We start from the raw sequence: 21478 nt of genomic DNA on the forward strand, positions 1-21478 counted from the left end.
GAACAGCCCCTGCCTAGGTGATCGCCACATGACCGAAAAAGTGAGATTTCCCAGCGTCGTCGGCCCCGAACTGGCCGGAGTGATCGACCTGCCGGACGGTGAGATCCGAGGCTGGGGAATCTTCGTGCACGGATTCACACTCGGCAAGGACTCGCCGGCCGCCTCGCGTGTCAGCAAGCAGCTGGCACGCGAGGGGATCGGAATGCTGCGCTTCGACAACCTCGGCATCGGGGACTCCGACGGCGACTGGGGGGACGGTTCCTTCACCATCAAGGTCCAGGACACGGTCCGTGCCGCGGCCCTGATGGCGGAGCGAGGGACTCCAGCGGACCTGCTGGTGGGGCACTCATGGGGAGGCGCCGCCGTCCTCGCCGCAGCGGCCGAGGCGACCGGCGTCCGCGCGGTCGCCACGATCGGGGCGCCCGCCGACCCCAGCCACGTCGAGCGGCAGTACGACGCGGTCGTGGATCGCGTGCTCAGTGACGGGTCGCACGAGTGGTTCGTCGGCGGGCGGACCCTGGTCCTCAAGCGCGCCTTCGTCGAAGACGTCCGCCGTGCTCACCTGCGCGACCGGATTCGCGAATTGGACCTGCCGCTGCTCGTCCTGCACTCGCCGACCGACAACACCGTCGACATCGACAACGCCGGGGAGATCTTCCGCGAGGCACGACACCCGCGCAGCTTCGTCTCGCTCGAAGGAGCAGATCACTTCCTGACCGCGCGCGGACAGGCGCAGCGAGCCGCCCACATCATCAGCGCCTGGGCCGACCAGTACATCCACGGGTCACGGTCCGCAGGAAAGGCGTCTCGGGTCGCCAAGTGAGCGTTTGATCGCGGTCGATCAGGGGCTTCTGGCCGGCAGTGACGCCGGTCAGAAGCCCGTTGCCGCGATCAGCCTTCGTCAGCCGTCGGACTCCGGCGAAGGGAGGTAGGCGCCCGGCACGTCCTTCGGCGCGTAGAGCTTGGTCTCGCCGGGGTAGGGCTTGGCCCAGTTGTGCGTCTGGTACCACGTGAGGTGGTTCATCTGCGCGGGGTTCGCATAGTCGGGCACGGCGCGCGGTCCGGTCAGTCGCTGGTGGGACTCCCAGGTCTTCCACTGCGCCGCGAGCGTCTGCTTGCCCGCCGGCACCTTCGCCGTCGGCGCGAGCGCCGCCTTGGTGTTCTGCGGGGCCGGGGTGTCCGCGCCGCAGGGAGGCAGGGTGCTCAGGCCGTCGGTCAGTGAGATCCGGTTGGGCTGTGCCGTGAAGGGGGTGTAGTCCGGCTTCCGGGTGAACGCCCCGTACATCGGCGTCGCCGCGCTGTCCTTCTGGTTCATCGGGTGGATCCCGAGGATCTGCTCGACGGTGCGGATCATCGTGATCTGCGAGTAGTAGCGGCTGTCGACCTTGCCGTGCTGGGCCCACGGGCTGATGACCTGGACCGGGGCCCGGTGGCCGTCGACGTGGTCGAGGCCGGCCTGGGAATCGTCCTCGACGACGAAGATCGCCGAATCCTTCCAGTACCTGCTGTGCGAGATCTTCTCGACCATCCTGCCGACCGCGAGGTCGTTGTCCGCGACCTCGGCGGTCGGGCTCGGCGGACCGCCGGTGTGGTCGTTGGAGAACCAGAACATGTTCAGGTTCGCCGGGCCGTTCTTCTCGAAGTCCTGCTTCCAGATCTGGTACTTGTACACGTCCGGGACGTCGAGGTCGAACAGCGGGAAGCCGGGCACCGACACCTTGTTAAGCGACGGGATCGCCGAGCCGGTCTGAATCGGGTACGCGGTCCGCTGACCCGTCGCGTCCATGTTCTTGGCGTCGCAGTACAGGTTCTGCCATGTCGCACCGGCCGGCTTGCTCTCGACCGACTGGAACTCGCCGTAGTCCTTCACGGACTTGCCGACCGCCTGCGCACCGGACCAGATGAAGCCGGTCTTCTGGTGGCCGAGAACGTCGTTCTCGGTGTCGTAGCTGCGCGCGTACTCACCGGCCGAGGACTCGGTGTACTCCGGATTGTCCGACTGCATCAGCCAGTTGTGGCCCTCGGCCGAGTTCGTGCCGATGTCGTAGAAGTTGTCGTAGAGCCCGAACTGCTCGGCCAGCGCGTGCTGGTTCGGCGTCACGTTCTCGCCGAACTGCGTGAACGTCGAGTCGCCATCGCCCTGCGGCAGATCGCCGAAGACCTGGTCGTAGGTCCGGTTCTCCTTCACGAGCAGGAAGACGTACTTGATCGTCGAGGGGGCGCCGAGCCGCACCGGGACCGGCAGCGGCTTGGCGTGGCTCGTCCCCTTGGCTTTCGTGACCGAGCCGGGCGTCCAGCCGTTCTGCTGGAAGACCTTGGCCGTCTGGGACCGGATGAGGCGGTCGTCCGGCAGCGTGAACTGCGTCAGGCTCGACGTCGTGTCATGGGTGCCGTGCCCGCCGGTGGTGGAGGGGCGGCGGGCGTCGATACCACGGGTGTGGGAGACGACCACGTGCTTGCCCACGGCGGCGATCCCCGAGGGGAAGTAGTCGGTCGGGAGCATGCCCAGGTAACTGGCGGGCTCCTGCGGGGATGTGTAGCGGTACACGGCGACCGCGTTCGCGCGGCCCAGCGTCACCAGCAGACGGCCGTCGTCGGTGAGCGTCACCGCGTTCGGCTCGTAGCCGACCCGGGCCTCCGGCCACGGCTGGGTGGAGATGGTCTGCACGACCTTGTCGTTGCCGGTGTCGATGACCGACACGTTGTCGTCGGCGGTGTTGGTGACGAACACCGCGCCCTTGTTCGCGTACACCGCGGTCGGGTGCAGACCGACGTCGATGGTCCCGACGGCGGCGGCCGGGTCCGTCACGTCGATGACGCTGACCGTGCCGGTGGTGCTGGCGCCGGTGTCCGGGTCGGCCACGACCTGGGTGCCGTAGGAGTTGATCGTGGTGTCGCCGGGCTTCGCCGGGCGCCCGCCCTCGTTGCTGATGTACAACTTGCCGCCGACCAGGGCGAGTCCGCGGGGGGCGTTGCCAACCGCCCAGCTGTGTTCGATGGTTCCGGTCGCGGCGTCGAGGGCGACCACCCGGTTCTGGCCGTTGACCGCGGAGTACACGGTGGAGCCGTCGGCCGAGAACACCGCCGCGCCCACCAGCGCGTGCTTGGTGCCGTCGGCCGGGATGGAGACGGTCACCGGCTTGGAGAGGGTGCCGTCCGCGCCCACGCTGAACTTGGTGTAGCCGTCGGCCTGGCCCAGCCACAGCTGCGTGCCGTCGGGCGAGTACGTGGGGCCCTCCTGGCCGACGGTGCCGCTCTTGATGCGCAGGTCGTCCGCCGCGTTGGTGCCGACCTTCTGCTTCACCTTCCCGGTCGCGAGGTCCATGATGACCAGCGACGCATCGCCGTCGGCGACCGAGGCCGCGAGGTGGGTGCCGTCCGGGCTGACCGCGGACGACATGATCTTGCCGTCGTTGATGACGGTGCGGCTGCCGTAGGGCTTGAGGTACTGGTCGCTGGAGATGACCTGGCCGTCGGCGGTCACCTGGGCGACCCGCTGGGTGCCGAACTGCCACGTCGAGGCGACCGCCGTGCCCGTGACGCCGAGGGCGACGGCGATGCCCGCCGCCAGCACGGTCCGGCGGCCGACGCGTCTGCCGAAGAGGTTGACCTGCTCCTTCTCGCTCACCCGGCGCTGCCGCGTTACCTGCATGGAACTATCCCTTCGAGGAGGTGTCGAGCAGCTCGACGTTGCCGTCGAACTGCCACAGCGGATTCGGGGAGTCCCCGGTCGAAGTCCGCAGCAGGAAGTAGCCGTTCACTTCCTTCGGTCCGTCACCGTCGGCCACGAACCGGCCGTCCGGGCCGATGTCGAGCTGGTAGACGGCGGTCCCCGCGACGGCGACGCCGGGGAGATGCCAGGTCACGACGCAACGCCAGTCGTTGCCCGCCCCCTCCTGGACCGCCCGGCCGTCGCTCTTGGTGCACGCCGCCGTGGCCCGCAGCTGCGCCTCCGTGACGGCGGGGCGGTGGAGCTGGCGGGTCTGGAGGCGGTAGAGGTGGGCGAACGCCGTGGCGAGGGACCGCTGGACCTTGCCCTGCTCGATTCCGGAACCCGTCGAGGGGGTCGTCACAGCGAGGACCGCAACGGTCAGAGCGGTCAGCCCGGCCAGCGGTAGCAGCCCGAGGGTGAACGCACGGCGCCCGGAACCGTCGTGGACGAGGTTGGTGAAGTCCCGCCGCAGGAACAGCACATGGGCCAGCGCGGTCGCGAGCACGGCCCACACCAGGCTGACGACGATGCCGAGCAGGAGCGGGCCGAGCTGCACGGGGCCGGCGAACAGCCCGTTCCAGGCGATGAAGGCGTAGCCGGGCAGGGCGAGGCGTACGGCGACGGGCAGCGGCAGCATCTGGGCGAGCTGCATCACGAGCGCGACAAGCGCCGGCAGCAGCAGTCCCATCGGAGACCGTCCCAGCGCGACCGACCCGAGCAGCCCGATCGCGGCGAGGGCCACTGTGGGGGCGAGCACGCAGACCCAGGCGAGGAGGACCTTCGCGGCGGCGTCGGACGGCGCCAGCAGGTGGCCGTCGAGCCCGACCAGCGGTTGGTCGCCGACCGCCAGGAGCCCGCCGACCGTGCTGGAGAGGGCCAGCCCGGCCACGAGCAGCAGGATGACGGTGAGGCTGGCCAGTGCCTTCGCGGCGAAGATCCGCCGCGGCGAGCGGACCGCCACGAGCAGATGGCGCCAGGTGCCGAGCCGGTCCTCGGAGGCGAACACATCGCCGGCGACCACCGAGGTCAGCAGGGGCAGCGCCCAGGTGCCCGCGAAACCGAGCATCACCAGCGGACCGGCCCACCCGGTGGCGTGCATCCAGCGGCCGAAGAGAGTGTCGGAAGGGAGCGTGCTCTGCTGACCCACTCCGGCGACGAACAGCGCCGGCGCGATCCAGCAGGCCAGGACCAGCAAGCGGATGCGCCACTGCGAGACCAGCTTGACGAGCTCGAAGCGATAGCCGCGCGCCACCGATACCCGACTGGCGGAAACAGGAGGGTCGTCGACTGCGGTCGCGGTCATCTGGGGGGCTCCTGCTGCTCGGTGAGGGCGAGGAACGCGGCCTCAAGTGGGGAGACCACAGGGGTGAGTTCGCGTACCGCGATGCCGGCCTTCACGAGCCGGACCACCAGCTCGTCGAGGGCGGGCAGCAGCGCGCGCACGATGAGCCGGTCGGCGGCCGTCCGTGCCTCGGCGTCGTCGACGACGTGGATCCCGGGCGTGTCGAGGGCCACCCGGCGGGCAGCCTGCGGGTCGGACGTGGCCAGCCGGTAGTCGAGTTCACGGCCCTCGCCGGCCAGCTTGCCGAGCGGGCCGGAGAAGACGACGCGTCCGGTGGCGAGGATGGTGACCTCGGAGCACAGCGCCTCAAGGTCGTCCATACGGTGGCTGGAGAGCACCACGCTCGTGCCCTCCGCCGCGAGCCGGGTGAGGACACCGTGTACGTGCCTTTTGCCCGCCGGGTCGAGGCCGTTGGAAGGTTCGTCGAGCACGATCAGCCGGGGCCGGGTGAGCAGGGCGGCGGCGAGCCCGAGCCGCTGACGCATACCGAGGGAGAAACCGCGGACCCGGTCGTCGGCGACATCCGTGAGCCCGACCTGGTCGAGCACGTCGCCGATCCCCGCTGTCCGCGCGCTGTGGCCGCGGAGGGCGGCCAGCGCGGCGAGGTTCTGCCTGGCGGTGAGCGAGGGGTAGAGCCCGGGCCCGTCCACGAAGCCGGCGACACCGTCGGGAGCGGCGAGCGCCCGCCCGACCGGCATGCCCAGGGTCTCAAGGCTCCCGCTGTCGGCGACGGCCAGTCCCAGCAGCAGGCCGAGCAGTGTCGTCTTGCCGGCGCCGTTGGGGCCGACCAAGCCGTGGATCCGACCCTGCGCCACGTCCAGATCGATGGCGTCGAGTGCGACGACATCACCGAAGCATTTCGTGATCCCGCGAGCCCGTACTGCGAGGACTGCGTCCATGAACCGCCTCCTTCCAAACCGTCAAGGACCGTAGGGATGCCAGAGAACGGGGGCAGGGAGACCAGTTGAACGTTCCGGGAACGGGGCACGGCCGGCATCCGAAGCACTGATGCCCCGTCACCGGCCGGTTCAGACCGAAGCGGCGCGGTGTTCGGGCCCTCGCCCCCGGCCGGTCCTAAGGGCCGGCCGCGAGGCTGTCGGCGAGGTGGAGCAGGTCGGCGCCCAGTGGGGAGTGGGCGCTCCAGACCGCTTCGAAGGAGATCCGCACCTCGCGGCCCTCGTTCATCAGCGGACGGTGGGGCACGTCGGGCGAGGTGAGCTTGGAGCGGGGGACCATGGCGGATCCCAGGCCGAGCTTCGTCCAGTCCTCCAGGGCCTGGTAGCTGGCGGCTTCGCCCGGATAGGTGAGCAGGGGCAGCTCGTTGGCCTGGAAGAGCTGGGTGGTGAAGGTGGTCAGGCCGCAGGTGTCCGGGACGAGGATGAAGCGCTCCTTGCCGGCCTCTTCGAGTTCGAGGGGGGTCGGCTCTGCGGAGTCGGGGCTGACGACGACGATCGGCTCGACGTCGACGACCCGGTGCTCGAACAGCTTGCCGCCGAGGCGCTCCTCCAGCTTGGCGACGCCGTTGGACAGGGCGGGCTGCGTGACGCCGTAGGCGCGTGCGGCGGCGCTGAAGGAACTGGTCTCGGCGACTGCCTGCGCGTAACGCAGCCCTTCGAGGTTCAGGCGGTCCATCGTCATAGCCATGCCTTGTCGCCGCATTCACCCATGTCCTCTACCGGACTCCCTATTTCCCTGCCTACGGTGGGACGCCGCCGATCGAGCATAACCAGCGGCTATATGCCTCGTCGTGTTCGGAAGGGAGGGGCACCATGTCGGAGACCGCCGTGACCATGGTCGTGACCGAGCCCCGAGGGCCCGTGAAACCCTCGGTGTCGGAGACGACACCGCCGACGGGCACGTGGGTGCGGGTGTCCGTCGCGGCGAGCGGTGTGTGCCACGCCGACCTCGGAACGGCTGCGGCCACCGGCGCCGACACCGCCCTCCCGGTCACTCCGGGGCACGAGGCCGCCGGTGTCATCGTCGAGCTGGGTGACCGGGTCGAGGGGCGGGCGGTCGGGGACCGGGTGGCCGTCGGTTGGTTCGGCGGCAGCTGCGGGCCCGGATACTGCCGGGGCCGGCATACGACGGCGCAAGCCGGTCCTCCTCGGCCCGAACAGACCGCGACACGGCCCGACGGGACCGGATCACCGGCTGAAGTGAAAGGGAGTCACACATGTCCCACCGGGACAGCCACGACGTGATCGTGATCGGCGCCGGCGCCTCCGGGCTGACCGCGGCCACCGCCCTGCACGCCGGCGGCCGCGACACGCTCTGCCTGGAGGCCCGCGACCGCATCGGCGGACGCCTGCTCTCGGCCCCCGCCTCGCACCCCGAGCAGGCCCTCGACCTGGGAGCCACCTGGTTCTGGGACGGCGAGGAGCGCGTACGCGCCCTGACCGCACGCAGCGGCATCGAGACCTTCGACCAGCACCTCACGGGCGACACCCTCTTGCAGGAGGCCACCGGCACACGCCGCTTCACCGGCAACCTGATCGACGTCCCCTCCCGCCGGTTCGCCACCGGATCCCAGAGCATCGCCGGCGCCCTCGCCGCCGAGCTGCCCGACGGCACCCTGCGGCTGGACACGCCCGTCACCGCCATCCACCCGGACGGCCAAGGCGGCCTGGCCGTACTCACCCCGGCCGGAGCCCTGCACGCCGAGCACGTCGTCCTGGCCGTCCCACCGGCCCTGGCGCTGGAGCGCATCGACTTCGGTGACACCCTGCCCGCCGACCTGGTGCGCCTCGCCCGGTCCACCCCGGTATGGATGGGAGCCGTCGTCAAGGTCGTCGCCCAATACCCCGACGCCTTCTGGCGGGAAAAGGGGCTGGCCGGCGCGGCATTCAGCAGGACCGGTCCGCTGCAGGAGGTACACGACATGTCGGGGCCCGACGGCCGGCTCGCCACCCTCTTCGGCTTCGCGCACGCCCGCACCGTCCGCCCCGGCTTCGACAGGGCCGTCACCGCGCAGCTCGCCCAGCTCTTCGGCCCGGCCGCGGCCACCCCCGAGGCCCTGCACGTGCAGAACTGGAGCAGCGAAGAGTGGACCGCACCGTCCACCGTCCAACACCTCGCCGACTACTCGCTCTTCGGCCACCCCCGCTATCAACGGCCCACGCTGGACGGCCGACTGCACTGGGCGGCGACCGAGACGGCGCCCGACCACGCCGGCCACATCGAAGGCGCCCTCGCCGCAGGAGAGCGAGCCGCACAGGCCGTACTGGTCGCGCCCGGTACTCCCCACGGCCGCGGCATCAGCACCTCGGCCACGAGCCGATAGCGATCCGCGCCTGGACCGCCCTTGGACTTCGTCGTCGGCTCCGGCAGATCACGCGGCCGACACCGCCGCGCACCGCGCACTCCGGGCCCAGCGCCGCAGATACGAGCACGCTCCCGTCACGACGGGCATCCCTCTTCGCTCCACCAGACCATCCGGGAAGTGACATGACCGACACCGCGGCCACCCGCACCACGAGCTCCCCATCCGGCATATCCGACCCCGGCCCGGCCCAGCGCCGCGTGCTGCGCGTCCTGGTCGCCTCCCAGGTCCTCAGTGGCGCGGGGCTCGCCGCCGGTGTCACCGTCGGCGCGCTCCTCGCCCAGGACATGCTCGGCACCACCAGTCTCGCCGGGCTGCCCAGCGCCCTGTTCACCGCCGGGTCCGCGCTCGCCGCCGTCGCCGTCGGCCGCGTCTCCCAGGCACGGGGCCGTCGCCCCGGCCTGGCCGCCGGGTATCTCACCGGGGCGGTCGGCTCGGCCGGCGTGATCCTTGCCGCCGTGCTCGACAACCCCGCCCTGCTGTTCGTCTCCCTCTTCGTCTACGGGGCGGGCACCGCCACCAACCTCCAGGCCCGCTACGCCGGCGCCGACCTCGCCGACGCCCACCACCGCGCCCGCGCCGTCTCCACCGTCCTCGTCGCCACCACCCTCGGCGGGGTCGCCGGGCCCAACCTCGCCGCCCCCACCGGCACCCTCGCCGAGAACCTCGGCATCCCCGGCCTCGCCGGCCCCTTCCTCCTGTCCGGCCTCGCCTACGCGCTCGCCGCCCTCGTCCTCGCCCTGTGGCTGCGGCCCGACCCGCTGCTCACGGCCCGCGCCCTGGCCCGGGCGGCGGAGCGGGACGCCACGAGCGGCGGGCCCTCGGCCGACGCCCCCGACGCCGGTGAGGGGCGCGGAGGCGTAGTCGTGGGCGCGCTCGTCATGATCCTCACCCAGCTCGTCATGGTCGCGATCATGACGATGACGCCGGTCCACATGCACGAGCACGGGCACGGCACCGCGGCTTCCGGCCTGGTCATCGCCGTCCACATCGGCGCGATGTACCTGCCCTCACCCCTGACGGGCTGGCTCGTCGACCGCTACGGCCGCATGAAGATCGCCGCCGCCTCCGGGGTCGTCCTCCTGGCCTCCGGCATTCTCGCCGCGCTGGCCCCCGGCGACTCCGTCGCCCTGCTCGCCCTCGCCCTGGCCCTGCTCGGCCTCGGCTGGAACTTCGGGCTCGTCTCAGGCACCGCGATCATCACCGACACCGTGCCCCTCGCCACCCGCGCCAAGACCCAGGGCACGGTGGACGTGTCCATCGCCATCGCCGGAGCAACCGGCGGCATGGCCTCCGGCATCATGGTCGCCGCCACCAGCTACCCCGCCCTCGCCCTCACCGCCGGCGCCCTCTCCCTCGCCCTCCTGCCCGCCGTCGCCGCGAGCGCCTACCGGGGCGCATGACGGCCCGGTTCCAGGCTCTGGCACATCGGGCAGGCGCTGGGGCGTGTCCGCTTAGGCCGCGGGGGCCGGGACGAAGTCGTCCGGAAGTCGCGGAGGAGCGCCCTGGGTCCACACCACCCGCAGCGCCGAGGCGGAGATCCGCCAGCCGTCAGCCGTCCTGACCAGTTCGGTGTCGGCATGGCCGGCGGAGACGAAGACGCTGCCCGAGCCGTCTGCCAGGACGTGGGTGCTCAACTGGGCGCCACGGGCAGTGGCCCGGGCGCCCTCGATCTCGATGACGGCGTTGGTGCCCAGATGCACGGTTCGGTCGAACAGCGCCATTCCCCGCCGGACATGAGCCAGAAGGGCACCGCGGCCACGGACGGTGCCGATGGGCATCTCCGCGGTGACGTCCTCGGTGTGGAACGCGCGGGCCCACTCCTCGTCGAAAACCCCGTCGTCAAGGGACCGCAGATAGCGGTCCATCAGGTCGGTGATCTCAGCGCGGTCGGTAAGGGTCTGCAACTGTCGCTGCATCTCTTCGGTGTCCATGACGGAAAGCCTCCTCCCTCAACCACACTTGAGGTCAAGGCGTCATGGCGTCCGCCCCAGGTCCGGGCAACCGTGCCAACCGATCGGATCTCGAAGCCGGAGAACCGCACTTCCGGCCGGCAGACATTGAAGACGCCGGACGAGCCGTCGGACCTGGTCACCCGCACGGTACGGCCCACGTCCTTCGGCAGCGCGATCTCGACCTCGGACGCCTGCACGGCGCAGACCTCCCTGGCCGAGGCGCTGCCCTGACGAACGTGACACGCACGTCACCATCTTGACCGGTGACGATCCCCGATGCCAAGGTCATCACCTCTCGACGGTCTCGCGCGGCTCGCCGAGCGGTTCCCGGTGCTGGGGCTCTCCAACGCGGCCGCACCGCTCTGCTGCGACTCAACGCACATGCCGGGCTGCGCTGGCACCAGGCGCTGTCCGCCGAAACCGTCCTGGCCTACAAGCCGGCGCCCGAGGTCTACCAGCTCGCCATCGACACCGCCGGATGCCCACCAGAACACGTACTCATGGTGGCCGCGCACGCCTGGGACCTCCGGGGAGCCCAGGCGCAGGGCATGCGGACCGCCTACGTCCAGCGGCCGGTCGGGGATCCGCCGACGAGCACCGACACCTTCGACGGGCAGTTCAACGGACTCCACGAACTGGTCGCCGCGCTGACGGCGAGGTGACACCGAGGCTAGCCGCGCGTTCCGCCGGTGTGGAGGCGGAACAACAGCAGTCGGGTCTCCACTGCGTGGTCCCGCCATGCGCGGAAGAACTTGCCGTGGGTGAGGGCCGAAGTGGTCAGGCGTTCGCGTGGCGTGTGGGGTCCGGGGGCGTCGAGTTCCATCGTCGACCAGGCCATGCTCTGCACCCAGAACTCCGTCACATGGTCGGTGAGGTCCTCGTCGTGTTCCAGGACGAAGCCGGCCGCCTCCGCGGCGCGGGTGTATTCAGGGACCGTGCCCAGGTGCGTCTTGTAGTAGTCGTCGATGAAGGGACCCAACGAGGCGTCGAGCAGGAAGTGTTCCTCGATCCCGAACCAGCCCTGGGGCCGCAGGGAGGCGGCGACGGCCCGGAAGAGCCTGTCGCGGTCCATGTAGCCGCTGCTTTCCAGGGCCACCGCCGCATCGTGGAACGGCGGGGTGTCGAGGATGTGGATGTCGGTGTGGAGCGGGGCGACCATGTCCGATACGCCGACACGTTGGGCGAGGTCACGGATGACGGGTACGTGCTCGGCGATGTTGGTCACCGCGGTGACCCGGATGCCGTGTTCCTGGGCCCAGTAGAGCGCCCCTCCCCCCAGGCCGCATCCCACGTCCAGCAGGCGCGTGGGCGGGGCCTGTCCGATGCCCCCCCCGGCGCGCGATATGGCGGAGCATCTCCTCCTGGCTGTCGACGAGCCGACGGCGTACCTGCGTCGGGCTGGCGTAGTTCCGCGGGTGCTGGTCGAAGAGTCCCAGATGGAAGTGGATCCGGGGCCCGGGGCCGTACTTGCGCACGATGTCGGCGGTCTTCCCGGTGTAGTAGGCACGCACATCGGCGTCGTCGCACACGTCGGCCGCACCCCTACGGGCGCGTTCCCGGTCGAGAGCGTGGGCCTCGGTCATGACGCTCCTGTTCGTCGGTGCTGATGGTGCGCACGTCGTGCCACCGGGATTCCGGCGTCGGCGTGGCGGGCGGTGCGCAGCGACCACCCCAGGTCGCCCGCCATGAATGCCGTGAGGGCGTCGACGTAGGCGCCGACGCCCTCACGGGTGGCGTCGGTGGCATCGAGGGCGTCGAGGGCGTCCGGGAGCCGCTCGGTGAGGGAGGCGAAGGTGCGCAGTCGTTGCGAGACGAGTTCGTTGATGTGGTCCACGGCGGCCTGAAGGCCGTACCCGAATGTGTGCTGGGCGATGACCACGCTGTTGGTGAGTTCGCCTTCGTAGGCGATCTCCTGGTGGTAGGAGAAGATGTCGTTGCGCAGCAGTGCGCTGTCGATGACCGCTTCGGCGATGCCTCGCAGATGCTCCGTGTCCAGGAGCGAGGCGGGCACGGCGTCGCCTCCGGCGTAGCGGGCCAGGGTGACGAAGAATGCCCCGCCTCCCGTCCTCCGCCGTGCGTCGAGGTACTCGATCGGGTCGGGGACCCGTTGGTGTTTGATGTTCGCCAGCTCCCACGGCCAGCTGTTCACCATGTCGAGCGTGGCTTGGTAGAACCGGTCGCGCAGGGGCTGGGCGAGGGCTCGGGCGCTGCGGGGGAAGAGGTCCGCCAGTCCTCGTTCCACGCAGTTGCGGGGGCGGAAATCCCTGGTCGGGGCGGCGAACAGGGAGGTGACGCGGTCGATCAGGCGGTGCGCGCCGTCGGGGTCGTGACCGTGCTTGAAGGTCTTGGCTATGAGGTCGTCGAAGTGGAATCCCCACACGTACCAGTCCGTGATGAGGTCGAGTCCGTCCCTCGATGCCTGGGGATGGGTCATGGCGGTGAACAGGGGGAAGTCGATCGCGTCATAACGGGACTCGCTCCAGGCCGGCGATGTCCCCGGGGCGAGCCCCTCGGTGAACAGTCCCATCCGTCGCGCCCATGCCCTTGTGTGCTCGGCCGTCGCCTGCAGGTGGGGGTTGACCCGCTCGGGGTACGGCATGAGGAACTCGGGCACCTTGAACGTGCCGAAGGCCGCGGGCCCCAGGGGGCGGGTGGTCGGGCGCTGGGCGCGCGGGGCAGGTGCGAGCGGTGCGTCCCGTCCGCGCCAGCGGGTGTCGGCGTCCAGAAACCCCCGCAATCCCTCGGCGTAGCGGCGGAAGCCCGCACCGCCTCGCCGTGGTCCCTCGGTGCCGTGTGGGGCGCGCGGTGGCGTCTCGGCGATGCGGTCGAAGTGCTGCAGGCGGGAGTCGAGCAGGCGAGTGAGGAGTTCGGCGTGGCGGGGGGAGGGACGGAGCGGGGGCGGGACGCCGCGGCTCAATGCCTGACGCAGTCCCAGCACGTCGGCGAACGCCTCGGTCAGCGACTTGGCCGGTCCGTCACAGGCCGGGTCCGCCGAAACCTCTATCCCTAGGGCGTGCTCGACCAGGTGGGCGACCACTTCGCCGCCGCCGGCCGCTCGCTGTCGCCGCAGGTACTCGATCGGGTCGGGGAACTCCCCCGCCGCGGCGTCGCGGCATTGCAGGATCAAGGCCCGGGCCTGGTTCGCCAGGGCCTGGGCGAACTTGTCCGCCCAGGCGGTCGACCGGGACGCGACGGTGCGCGGCCACAGCTCGGCGATGCCGCGACGCAGGGGGTCGTTCGTGTCCATCGAGCCGATGCAGGCCCGCGCCGAGGCGGCCGTGAACGCGATGAGCCAGGGTAGGGGGTCTCCTGGCTGGGCGGAATCGGCGCCGGACGCGATCCGTCGGCGGATCTCCCGGTTCATCTGCCATGACCACCGGTTCCAGCCCGCCAGCAGGTCGGGGTCGTGGGCGGGAACGGCATGGTGGGCGATCCGCGCTGGTGGGGCGATGTCCGCCGGCGGCCCGGCGGGATCGGTCCCGGCGCGCCGGCGAGCGTCGACGGCTTGGAGCCGGTGGTGCGGGAAGTGAGGTACCACGGTGGTCTCCTCCGAGCGGGACGACACCGCGTACGCGGTATCCGAACAGCGGGACGGTGGGGCGCTCGTGCATCGATGCGAGGTAGTGCCGCATTCAGTGGCGAAAGTTCCGGGCCGCGCTGATCGGGTCACCCAGAAGCTTCCTGTCCCTGCCTTCCGCACCGACGGATCTTTGAGCGACTGGGGCAACCGCGAACGACCACCCACATCACCAGATTCACCCGTACGGGCGCAACGGCGCGCAGTGACGGCGACGATACGGCCGCCAGATCACGTGCCCTCCAAGTACCCCGCACGCGTCGTCTCGCGCTCTAGCCAGGCGGAAGCACAAGCGTCCGATCCGAACCGCTGACCGGGAGGCGGGCAGTTCCGCATCAGTCGCCTCCCCCGACCCGCTCCTGGGTGCCTGGAGGCGCCGGGTGGCCGAGAACAGCCCGTGTCGTCAGGGCTCCGTGTCAGGACGGGCCGAGGACGCAGAACTCGTGGCCCTCCGGGTCGGCCAGGCACGTCCACGGGACATCGCCCTGGCCGAGGTCGAGGTCGGTGGCGCCGAGGGCCCGCAGCCGGGCCACCTCCGCCGCTTTGTCGTCGCCCGGGTACGGCAGCAGGTCGAGATGGACGCGGTCCGGCACGGTCTTCGCGCCGGGCGTGCGGAGGAACTCCAGATACGGGCCGACGCCCTTGGCGGAGCGCAACACCGCCTGATCGTCGGTCACCTCGTGCAGGGTCCAGTCCATCGCCTCGCCCCAGAACCGGGCCATGGCGCGCGGATCCACGCAGTCGACCACCACCGCGGCGATCGGCCCGGTGTCCCGGTAGATCTCCCGAGGCTCCAGCACACAGAACTCGTTGCCCTCAAGGTCGGCGAGGACCGTCCACGGTACGTCGCCCTGGCCCACGTCGACGGGCGTCGCACCGAGAGTCTTCAGGCGCGCGACCAGCTCCGCCTGATGGGCCGCAGAGGTGGTGGCCAGGTCGAGGTGCACACGGTTCTTCGTCGTCGTCTTGGGTTCCTGGACGGCAACGACGTCGACGCAGACGGCGACCGGGTCCGGCCAGACGAAGCCGTCGCCGGGTTCGACGTTGGTCACACCCGGCCCCTCGCTGGAAACACCCCAGCCGAGTGCCTCCGCCCAGAACCGGCCGACCGCCGAGTCGTCCAGAGCCTTGATGTTCACCTGAACAGGTCGCAGCGCCATGCCGCCGATCCTATGCACTGGCGACTGCGTTGCACTAGCCTGATCTTTGCGGGCGTTCCCGCCCCTCGTTCAGGTGCCGCAGGCCGACGGCGCTGAGGATTCCTGCGGTGTCTCGACGACCCTGCTCCGAAGCCTCCCCGGAAGGACGCTTCCCCGCGAGGTGGTCGTCCCGAACCAACGTTCGCCATGACGTGGGGTTCCGGCAGCAGTCGGGCATGGGCCGACGCCACGGCCCGTAAGCGATTCCGGGCCATCGCCGTGGGATCGGGATTCGGTGGGGCGGTGGCCGCGTTGCGCTTGGGGGAAGCCGGAATGGACACGCTGGTGATCGAACGTGGCCAGGAGTGGCGGACCAGTCCGACGGAGGCCGTCTTCGGGTCTCAGGAGCGGGTGAGCGGGCGGATGTTCTGGCATCGCTCCGTCGCCAGGTGGCCGGGCGTGCTGCCCGTCCCCGTGCGGCCCCAACCGGGCCTGGCACGCATGGTGAGCACCCCGTCAGCCCTCAAGGCCGCGCAGCGCGCAACCAGTTGATGTCGCTGATTGCCGTACAAATAACCGGCTGCCCAGAGGTGCCCAATGCGCAACCCGGCGTTATTGCGCGCCACAATGGAGGACGGAACCGTCCTAGGCGGCGAGGGAACGAGGTAGCGCTTCCCTATTCCGGGCCGTGCTCCGCGTCGGTGGCGGTACGGGCGATCAGTCGTTCATAGCGCTGTCTGGCGGCTTGAGGAGTGCCGAGTCCGAGGCTGAAAGCGATCTCCGGCCAGGTCATGCCGCGACCCCGCGCCATCTGGAGGAGGCCGGCCTCCAGTTCGTCCATCTCCCCACGGGCCAGCGGCACGAGGCTCAACGCCGCGGTGATATCGGCCTGGTCCACCTCCGGCTCGCCGTCATCGAGCCGTGCGGCTCCGCTGAGCAGGAACGACACGAGCCTGATGGCTTCGTGCGGTCCGATGGCGGAGGGATGGACCTGCCGTCGGCGCTGCTCGTCGGTGGCCGCATGCCGCTCGGAGATGCGGAACAGGGACGCGTACACGCGGTGCGCCCGCGCCTGGTCCGGATGCGGGGGCGTGAAGGGATCGGCGGATCGATCGGGAGTCGTTGCCATGCAGCCAGGATGAGCCAGCACACTAGCCGTTGTCAACGAATCATTGTGAACACATTGTTTGCAATGCATGCGTTGAAGGATCCCGGGGTGCGGCCGGAGGGCCGTTGGCAGTGGGCGAACGCCTCTTGATGAGGCGTCCACTTCAGGATTCGAGTGCCTGGCGTCGGTAGTCCCTGGGGGGAAGTCCGTAGGCGGTGCGGAAGGCGCGGCTGAAGTCGGCTGCGTGGACGAAGCCCCAGCGGGCGGCGATGGCGTGGATGGGGGTGGTGTGCAGTGCCGGGTCGGTGAGGTTGCGGCGGGCGGCTTCCAGGCGTTGGCGACGGATCCAGGCGGCGACGCTGGTCTCTTCCTGCCGGAAGAGGCGGTGCAGGTAGCTGAGGGAGATGTGGTGCGCGGCCGCGATATCGGCCGGGGCGAGGTGGGGATCGTGCAGGTGTGCCTGGATGAAGTGCTTGATGCGCAGGATGAGGGTGCGGCGGCGGGTGTCCGGCGACAGTGCGTCGTCGGTTTCGAGGACATGGGCGAAGAGCGCGGCGGCCAGGTCGACCAGCACCGTTCCCAGCCGGGGCCCGTCGGAGGGCTGATATGCGGTGGTGTCGGCGCTCAGTTGGGTGAGGAACTGCGCCAGCAGCGCGCCGATGCCTTCCCGGGCCGATATCGGCCGTGCGATCGTGCGGTCTGCCGTTCCGCTCGGCAGCGGCAGCAGCGACTTGGGGACTTCAAGCCCCACGGTCGTGACCGGGACCCCTGTGGTGCGGATCCCCCACGGCGCCGAGGAGTCGTGGATGAGCAGCTCTGACGGCTTGTAGACGGCCTCGCGGTCGCCCCAGGAGCCCACCCCGGTGCCGCCCGCGACGAGTAGGACGTGGTACTGCTCCGGGTCGGAGCGCCGGATCAGCTTCGGCGTACGGCGGAGGGTCAACTGCTCGACCGTGCCCGTCCACATGGACATGGCGCCGAGAGCCAGCACACGTCTGGTCGCCCGGAAGTCGTGTGCGCTGTCGCTGCTCAAACGTGCCGGAGCACAGGCCCGCCCAAGGCACTCCGCCCAGTAGGACAACCCGTCCTCCACCGGCACATCCGCACTCCGGAAAACCATCTCGTTCAGCACGCATTCCTCCTGTGTCTCGCGGCCTCCACAAGATCAAACAGGGTGCCGATAAGCGTCTGATGAACGGTTCGGGCGGACGCCGGCGGAGCCCAGGAGGAGTGGTGCGGGCGTGCCGGCGCGCGAGGCGCGGTGTGCCGCGGGGCCGGAGACCGGCAGGTCGCAGGACGCTCAGTCGAGGCAGAACTCGTTGCCCTCGATGTCCTGCATCACGATGCACGAATCGTGGCCGTCATACAGGAGTCGCACGCGTACCGCGCCGAGCGCGATCAGTCGCGCGCATTCGGCTTCGAGCGTGGCGAGGCGCTCCTCACCCACGAGCCCGGTACCGACGCGCACATCGAGATGCACCCGATTCTTGACGACCTTGCCTTCGGGAACGCGCTGGAAGAACAGTCGCGGGCCCACGCCTGAGGGATCACTGCAGGCGAACCACGAACCCTGATCCTCAGGAAACCGGGAGAGGTTGAAATCGTCCCAAGTGGCAAACCCCGCAGGTGGCGGCGAGACGGCGTACCCCAACACCTCGCACCAGAAACGAGCGACGCGCTCGGGTTCGGCGCAGTCAAAGGTGACCTGGAACTGCCTGATCGATGACATCGGCGCACCATAGCAGCGGACGCCGTTGCTCATGATCGCTTGTCTTCAGGTTGCCACCCCGAGCCGGCCGCCGTCATGACGCGCCTCCGCCATGGCCCGCACGGGACCGCCTGGCAACCGCATATCCATCGCACCGCGGCATCGGCTCCAGCAGCCAACGGGACCTGGCCGCAGGGGCCGACTGCCACGTCTCACCTCACTTCACTACGACTGTGCCGTGCATGGACGGGTGGATCGTGCAGTAGTAGCTGAACGTACCGGCGGAGTTGAACGTGAAGGTATAGGAACCACCGCTCCTGAGCACCGGCGAATTCAGCGAGCCCGAGCCGCTGCTGGTCACCGTGTGCGGAGCCGAGTCGTTGTTGGTCCAGACCACCGTGGTGCCCTTGCTGACCGTCAAGGTGGACGGTGAGAAGGCGAAGTCGGCGATCATCACATGCGTGGCCGCCGCCGGTGCGCCCGGAGTCATGGGGGCCATCGCGACCGTGGCCGCCCCTGTGAAGTCCGCTTGCTCAGCGGAGTGCCGACCGAACCCGTCGTGCCCGCCGGCAGACCATGCGCCTACCGAGGAGACACCTGCAGCTGTGGCGGCCGCCACCAAGGCGATCGTGAGGCGCCGCCTGCGAGTCCATCGCGGGGAATCCGTATCTGATCTACGTGTCATGATGTCGACCCAATCCAATTCTGGTGCGGGTCTATACGCGTCCCGCAGGATGCGGGTCGCGCATCCGGACAGAACCGACGATACTCCGTCCATCCATGGGACGTGCATCGGCTGTTGGGGCATCGACGTGTGACACCACGACCTACAAAGACCGCATCGAGCGGGGGCGTCCGCGCGGACCTGCGGCGTGCCGAAAGCCAGGCCGTCTGACCTGGCCACTCCTGCTCGCCTTCCCTCAGCGCACTCACCGGCACACGGACAGTGGCGGGGTGTCGCCCCGAAGGCCGGCGGACGTGTGAGGATCCCCGGAAAATTCTGGTGAGCCTTTGCCTGCTCCCGGTTATCCTGCCTCGTCCTGAACAGGCCAGGGAGGTCACCCACCATGAGCAGCACCACATCGTCCTTTCCCGAGCGGATCGAGCTCTCGGGTGAGGGGCTCGTCCTCCGCGACTGGACGGAGGCGGACCTGGCCGCGATGCCGGAGCTGTTCGACCACCCCGACATCGCGTACTGGACACCGATCGTCTCCCCCTTCGACGAAGCGGCCTCCCTTGCACGGCTGGACCGGGCCCGGCAGCTGCGGGCGGAGGGCACGACCATCCTGCTCGCCATCACCGTCGACGGCGGCGCACCGCTCGGCGAGGTGATGCTGCGGCGTGCCCCCGAGGGCACGGAGATCGGCTATGCGGTCGGCCCGGCGCACCGCGGCCAGGGGCTGGCGGCGCGGGCGGTGCGGGTGATGGCCGCGTACGCCTTCCAGCAACTGGGGGCCGGACAGGTGATCCTGGAGCTGGAGGCCGAGAACGCCGCGAGTATCGGCGTGGCCACCAAGGCGGGCTTCAGGCTGCTCGATGTGCCGCTGATCACGGGTGAGGAGAAGGGGCGGCCCTTCGCCCTGCAGACCTGGGGCCTGGACCGCCCCTGACCCCGGCCGCCGCGTTGAGGCCGCGCCGCATTGCGGCCATGCCGCCTCGGGACCGGATGTCAGTGGGTGCTGTCAGACTCGCGGTCATGGATGCTGCTGCGGAAGCCGTACTGGATCTTGACGCCGCCCTGCGCTGTCTGGCCGAGGCCGAGGAGGACCGGCGTCGCCCGGAGCTCTGCCAAGGGCGGTATGTGGTCGTGGCGTATGAGCAGGGCGTCCGGGACGAGGAGTTCGACGAGGCGTTCGACGAAGACTGCGACGACGAGGGCCTTGACGAGGACGTCGAGGAGGCGCTCCGGGACATCGCCGTGCTCGGCGAAGCCGCGTCGCTCTACGATGCGTTCGATCTCCTGGCCCCCGGCATCGTGGAGTCGTTCGAGTGCGACGATGCGGCCGAAGCACTCGAAGTCCTGCTGGACGGTGGGGAAGAGACGGCGGAGGACCGGCGGCGGCTGGCCCCCATCCGCTCGGCGGAGCGGCGGCTCGTGGCATCCGTCCTGCTGGGTTACGCCGGGCCGATGGACACCGAGACCGGCCGGCTCTCCCAGGGCCTCTATGTCGGCGCGGCGCCCTTGCTCTTCCCCGGCGCCCGTTTCGTATTCCTCAGCACTGCGGCGCCGCCGCACCAGGAGATGGCCTACGGCATTCTCGAACTCCAGCCGGTGGGTGCCCCTACGGCCGCCGAGCGCGCGCTATTGGAGGCGAGCCGCCGTGGCGACACCGCAGCCGTGGCGGAGGCCCTGGAGGCAGGGGCGGGCGTCGATGCGCTGGACGAGCGCGGTATGGGTGCGCTGCATCTCGCCGTCGCCCACCGGCAGTTGGGGGCGGTGCGGGTGCTCCTCGACGCCGGGGCGGACCCGGGGCTCCAGGCGGCGTACGGCAATGCCCCGCACTTCGCGGCGCTGGACGGCAGGCGGCGGGTGATGCCGTGCGCCGCCGTGATCGAGGACGCCGGCCATGAGCGGATACTCCGGGCGCTCGTCGATGCGGGCGCCCCCGTCCGGGACCGGGACCGGCTGGATGCCACCCTGCTGGACATGGCCCTTGCGACGCTGCCCTACCCGGAGGAAACGGTGCGGTTCCTGGTCTCCGCAGGCGCGGAGAGCGGGTGTCTGGAAGGGATGTCGCTCAGCCGACTGCTGGACCGCCTGCCGCACGGCTCCCCGCGGAAGCTGGCGGAGCAGCTGAACCGTGTGCGGTTCCTGCTCGATCCGGGGACCGATGCGGGGACCGGTCCGCGGGGTGCGGACGAGGAGCCGGGCGCACCGGTGGGGCGGGAGGTCGAACCGGCCCTGCATGCGCTGCTGGGCCACAGCGGCTACCAGGAGCGCGAGGTGTCCGGCGAGGTGCTGCTCGCGCTGGTGGAGGAGCTCCTGCGGCACGGCGTCCGCGACGTTCCCTACAACGGGCGTACCGCGCTGGAGCATGCCGAAGGCTGGGTGAAGTACGGCCTCGCCCACTACCGGCCGGTGGTGGAGCGGTTGCGTGCGCAGGCGGCGGGCGCGGGCCCGGTCTGACGAGGTCCCCGTAGTCGAATCTGCACCATCGTCTTCACGAGTTGGACAAACCGAAGGTGGCCCCATCCGGTCGCCCGGTGCGGCTGGTCGCGCCGGGCGCTGCCCGAACTCCGCGCCGTCGACACGGAGTTCGCCGATATCTCCCGGCACGAGGGGCCGCGCGGCGGGCCTCTGACCACTGCCGCCCAGGTCGTTCTCACCGTCCGCAGCCCTGACGCAAGAGGCCGCGCACCGGCCTGACACTCTGCCGAGTCCTTGATGCCCTGCAGGGCCTGCTGCGGTGCCGGACCGGCGCCGGCACCCCTGGCCGGAGCCTCATCCGAGCCAGAAGCTAACGAATTCACTACCAAATACGCCCAGTCGGCAGTGCTGGGACGGCTCGGGGTTGCCGGTGCGGGTAGCCCGGAAAATTCCTATTTTCACAGGTCACAAGGTAGGTCCTGGGCAGCAACACACCCGCAGGTAGTGACCGTTCGATGGATCCGGCTTCA

20 protein-coding genes and 1 pseudogene are annotated in these 21478 nt (G+C 70.2%); 9 read left to right on the forward strand and 12 right to left on the reverse strand.

Features of this window, described 5'->3' with window-relative positions:
- The first annotated feature begins 28 nt into the window (after nt 1-28).
- Entirely contained in the window at nt 29-823 is a 795-nt protein-coding gene (locus ACZ4NB_RS19995; RefSeq protein WP_467663219.1) for an alpha/beta hydrolase family protein, read from the forward strand.
- Between the two features lie 78 nt (nt 824-901).
- On the opposite strand, the gene ACZ4NB_RS20000 is transcribed toward ACZ4NB_RS19995, so the two are convergent.
- From ACZ4NB_RS20000 to ACZ4NB_RS20015, 4 genes are all read right to left on the reverse strand, one after another.
- Nucleotides 902-3652, reverse strand: a complete 2751-nt coding sequence (locus ACZ4NB_RS20000; RefSeq protein ID WP_467663221.1) for an alkaline phosphatase family protein — start codon at nt 3650-3652, stop codon at nt 902-904.
- Nucleotides 3653-3656: 4 nt separating this feature from the next.
- Nucleotides 3657-5015, reverse strand: a complete 1359-nt coding sequence (locus ACZ4NB_RS20005) for an ABC transporter permease (RefSeq protein WP_467663223.1) — start codon at nt 5013-5015, stop codon at nt 3657-3659.
- A complete protein-coding gene (locus tag ACZ4NB_RS20010) occupies nt 5012-5953 on the reverse strand; it encodes an ABC transporter ATP-binding protein (RefSeq protein WP_467663225.1) in 942 nt (313 codons plus the stop codon). Before ACZ4NB_RS20010 ends, ACZ4NB_RS20005 begins: the two co-directional genes overlap by 4 nt.
- 175 nt (nt 5954-6128) lie before the next feature.
- On the reverse strand, nt 6129-6692 hold the full coding sequence (locus tag ACZ4NB_RS20015; RefSeq protein WP_467663227.1) for a LysR family transcriptional regulator: 564 nt from the start codon (nt 6690-6692) through the stop codon (nt 6129-6131).
- A 152-nt stretch (nt 6693-6844) separates the two neighbouring features.
- Here ACZ4NB_RS20015 and ACZ4NB_RS20020 point away from each other — a divergent pair, with 152 nt between their 5' ends.
- The 3 genes from ACZ4NB_RS20020 (at nt 6845) to ACZ4NB_RS20030 (ending at nt 9776) form a co-directional block, all read left to right on the forward strand.
- A complete protein-coding gene (locus ACZ4NB_RS20020) occupies nt 6845-7255 on the forward strand; it encodes an alcohol dehydrogenase catalytic domain-containing protein (protein ID WP_467663335.1) in 411 nt (136 codons plus the stop codon).
- Nucleotides 7228-8334, forward strand: a complete 1107-nt coding sequence (locus ACZ4NB_RS20025) for a flavin monoamine oxidase family protein (protein ID WP_467663229.1) — start codon at nt 7228-7230, stop codon at nt 8332-8334. Before ACZ4NB_RS20020 ends, ACZ4NB_RS20025 begins: the two co-directional genes overlap by 28 nt.
- 164 nt (nt 8335-8498) lie before the next feature.
- Nucleotides 8499-9776 carry an MFS transporter gene (locus ACZ4NB_RS20030; protein WP_467663231.1) on the forward strand — a complete coding sequence of 426 codons (1278 nt, stop codon included), beginning with the start codon at nt 8499-8501 and terminating at the stop codon, nt 9774-9776.
- Between the two features lie 51 nt (nt 9777-9827).
- Here the strand turns inward: ACZ4NB_RS20030 and ACZ4NB_RS20035 are convergent, their stop codons facing one another.
- The gene (locus ACZ4NB_RS20035) at nt 9828-10307 is read right to left on the reverse strand and encodes a nuclear transport factor 2 family protein (RefSeq protein WP_467663233.1); all 480 of its coding nucleotides are present in this window, start codon (nt 10305-10307) and stop codon (nt 9828-9830) included.
- 72 nt (nt 10308-10379) lie between these two features.
- Between ACZ4NB_RS20035 and ACZ4NB_RS20040 the strand changes: the two genes are divergently transcribed.
- Together ACZ4NB_RS20040 and ACZ4NB_RS20045 are read left to right on the forward strand one after the other, a co-directional pair.
- A complete protein-coding gene (locus tag ACZ4NB_RS20040) occupies nt 10380-10559 on the forward strand; it encodes a hypothetical protein (RefSeq protein WP_467663235.1) in 180 nt (59 codons plus the stop codon).
- A 69-nt stretch (nt 10560-10628) separates the two neighbouring features.
- Nucleotides 10629-10990: pseudogene (locus ACZ4NB_RS20045) on the forward strand (HAD-IA family hydrolase); the annotation flags it as partial.
- Nucleotides 10991-10998: 8 nt separating this feature from the next.
- On the opposite strand, the gene ACZ4NB_RS20050 reads toward ACZ4NB_RS20045, so the two are convergent.
- The 3 genes from ACZ4NB_RS20050 to ACZ4NB_RS20060 form a co-directional block, all read right to left on the reverse strand.
- The gene (locus ACZ4NB_RS20050; RefSeq protein WP_467663237.1) at nt 10999-11619 is read right to left on the reverse strand and encodes an SAM-dependent methyltransferase; all 621 of its coding nucleotides are present in this window, start codon (nt 11617-11619) and stop codon (nt 10999-11001) included.
- A 288-nt stretch (nt 11620-11907) separates the two neighbouring features.
- Entirely contained in the window at nt 11908-13866 is a 1959-nt protein-coding gene (locus ACZ4NB_RS20055; protein WP_467663239.1) for a terpene synthase family protein, read from the reverse strand.
- Nucleotides 13867-14321: 455 nt separating this feature from the next.
- Nucleotides 14322-15065 carry a VOC family protein gene (locus ACZ4NB_RS20060; RefSeq protein WP_467663240.1) on the reverse strand — a complete coding sequence of 248 codons (744 nt, stop codon included), beginning with the start codon at nt 15063-15065 and terminating at the stop codon, nt 14322-14324.
- Nucleotides 15066-15251: 186 nt separating this feature from the next.
- Between ACZ4NB_RS20060 and ACZ4NB_RS20065 the strand changes: the two genes are divergently transcribed.
- Nucleotides 15252-15596, forward strand: a complete 345-nt coding sequence (locus ACZ4NB_RS20065) for an FAD-binding protein (RefSeq protein ID WP_467663242.1) — start codon at nt 15252-15254, stop codon at nt 15594-15596.
- 124 nt (nt 15597-15720) lie between these two features.
- Here the strand turns inward: ACZ4NB_RS20065 and ACZ4NB_RS20070 are convergent, their stop codons facing one another.
- The 4 genes from ACZ4NB_RS20070 to ACZ4NB_RS20085 form a co-directional block, all read right to left on the reverse strand.
- Nucleotides 15721-16173, reverse strand: a complete 453-nt coding sequence (locus ACZ4NB_RS20070; RefSeq protein WP_467663244.1) for a DNA-binding protein — start codon at nt 16171-16173, stop codon at nt 15721-15723.
- Between the two features lie 142 nt (nt 16174-16315).
- A complete protein-coding gene (locus ACZ4NB_RS20075) occupies nt 16316-17284 on the reverse strand; it encodes a helix-turn-helix domain-containing protein (protein WP_467663246.1) in 969 nt (322 codons plus the stop codon).
- Nucleotides 17285-17452: 168 nt separating this feature from the next.
- Complete coding sequence (locus ACZ4NB_RS20080; protein WP_467663337.1) at nt 17453-17881, reverse strand: VOC family protein; 429 nt, start codon at nt 17879-17881, stop codon at nt 17453-17455.
- Between the two features lie 196 nt (nt 17882-18077).
- Complete coding sequence (locus ACZ4NB_RS20085; protein WP_467663248.1) at nt 18078-18359, reverse strand: cupredoxin domain-containing protein; 282 nt, start codon at nt 18357-18359, stop codon at nt 18078-18080.
- Between the two features lie 568 nt (nt 18360-18927).
- On the opposite strand from ACZ4NB_RS20085, the gene ACZ4NB_RS20090 reads away from it, so the two are divergent.
- Nucleotides 18928-19470 carry a GNAT family N-acetyltransferase gene (locus ACZ4NB_RS20090; protein WP_467663250.1) on the forward strand — a complete coding sequence of 181 codons (543 nt, stop codon included), beginning with the start codon at nt 18928-18930 and terminating at the stop codon, nt 19468-19470.
- An 86-nt stretch (nt 19471-19556) separates the two neighbouring features.
- Entirely contained in the window at nt 19557-20987 is a 1431-nt protein-coding gene (locus tag ACZ4NB_RS20095; protein WP_467663252.1) for an ankyrin repeat domain-containing protein, read from the forward strand.
- The last annotated feature ends 491 nt before the right edge of the window (nt 20988-21478 follow it).

The sequence above is a fragment of the Streptomyces sp. NPDC026575 genome, from assembly GCF_055567415.1.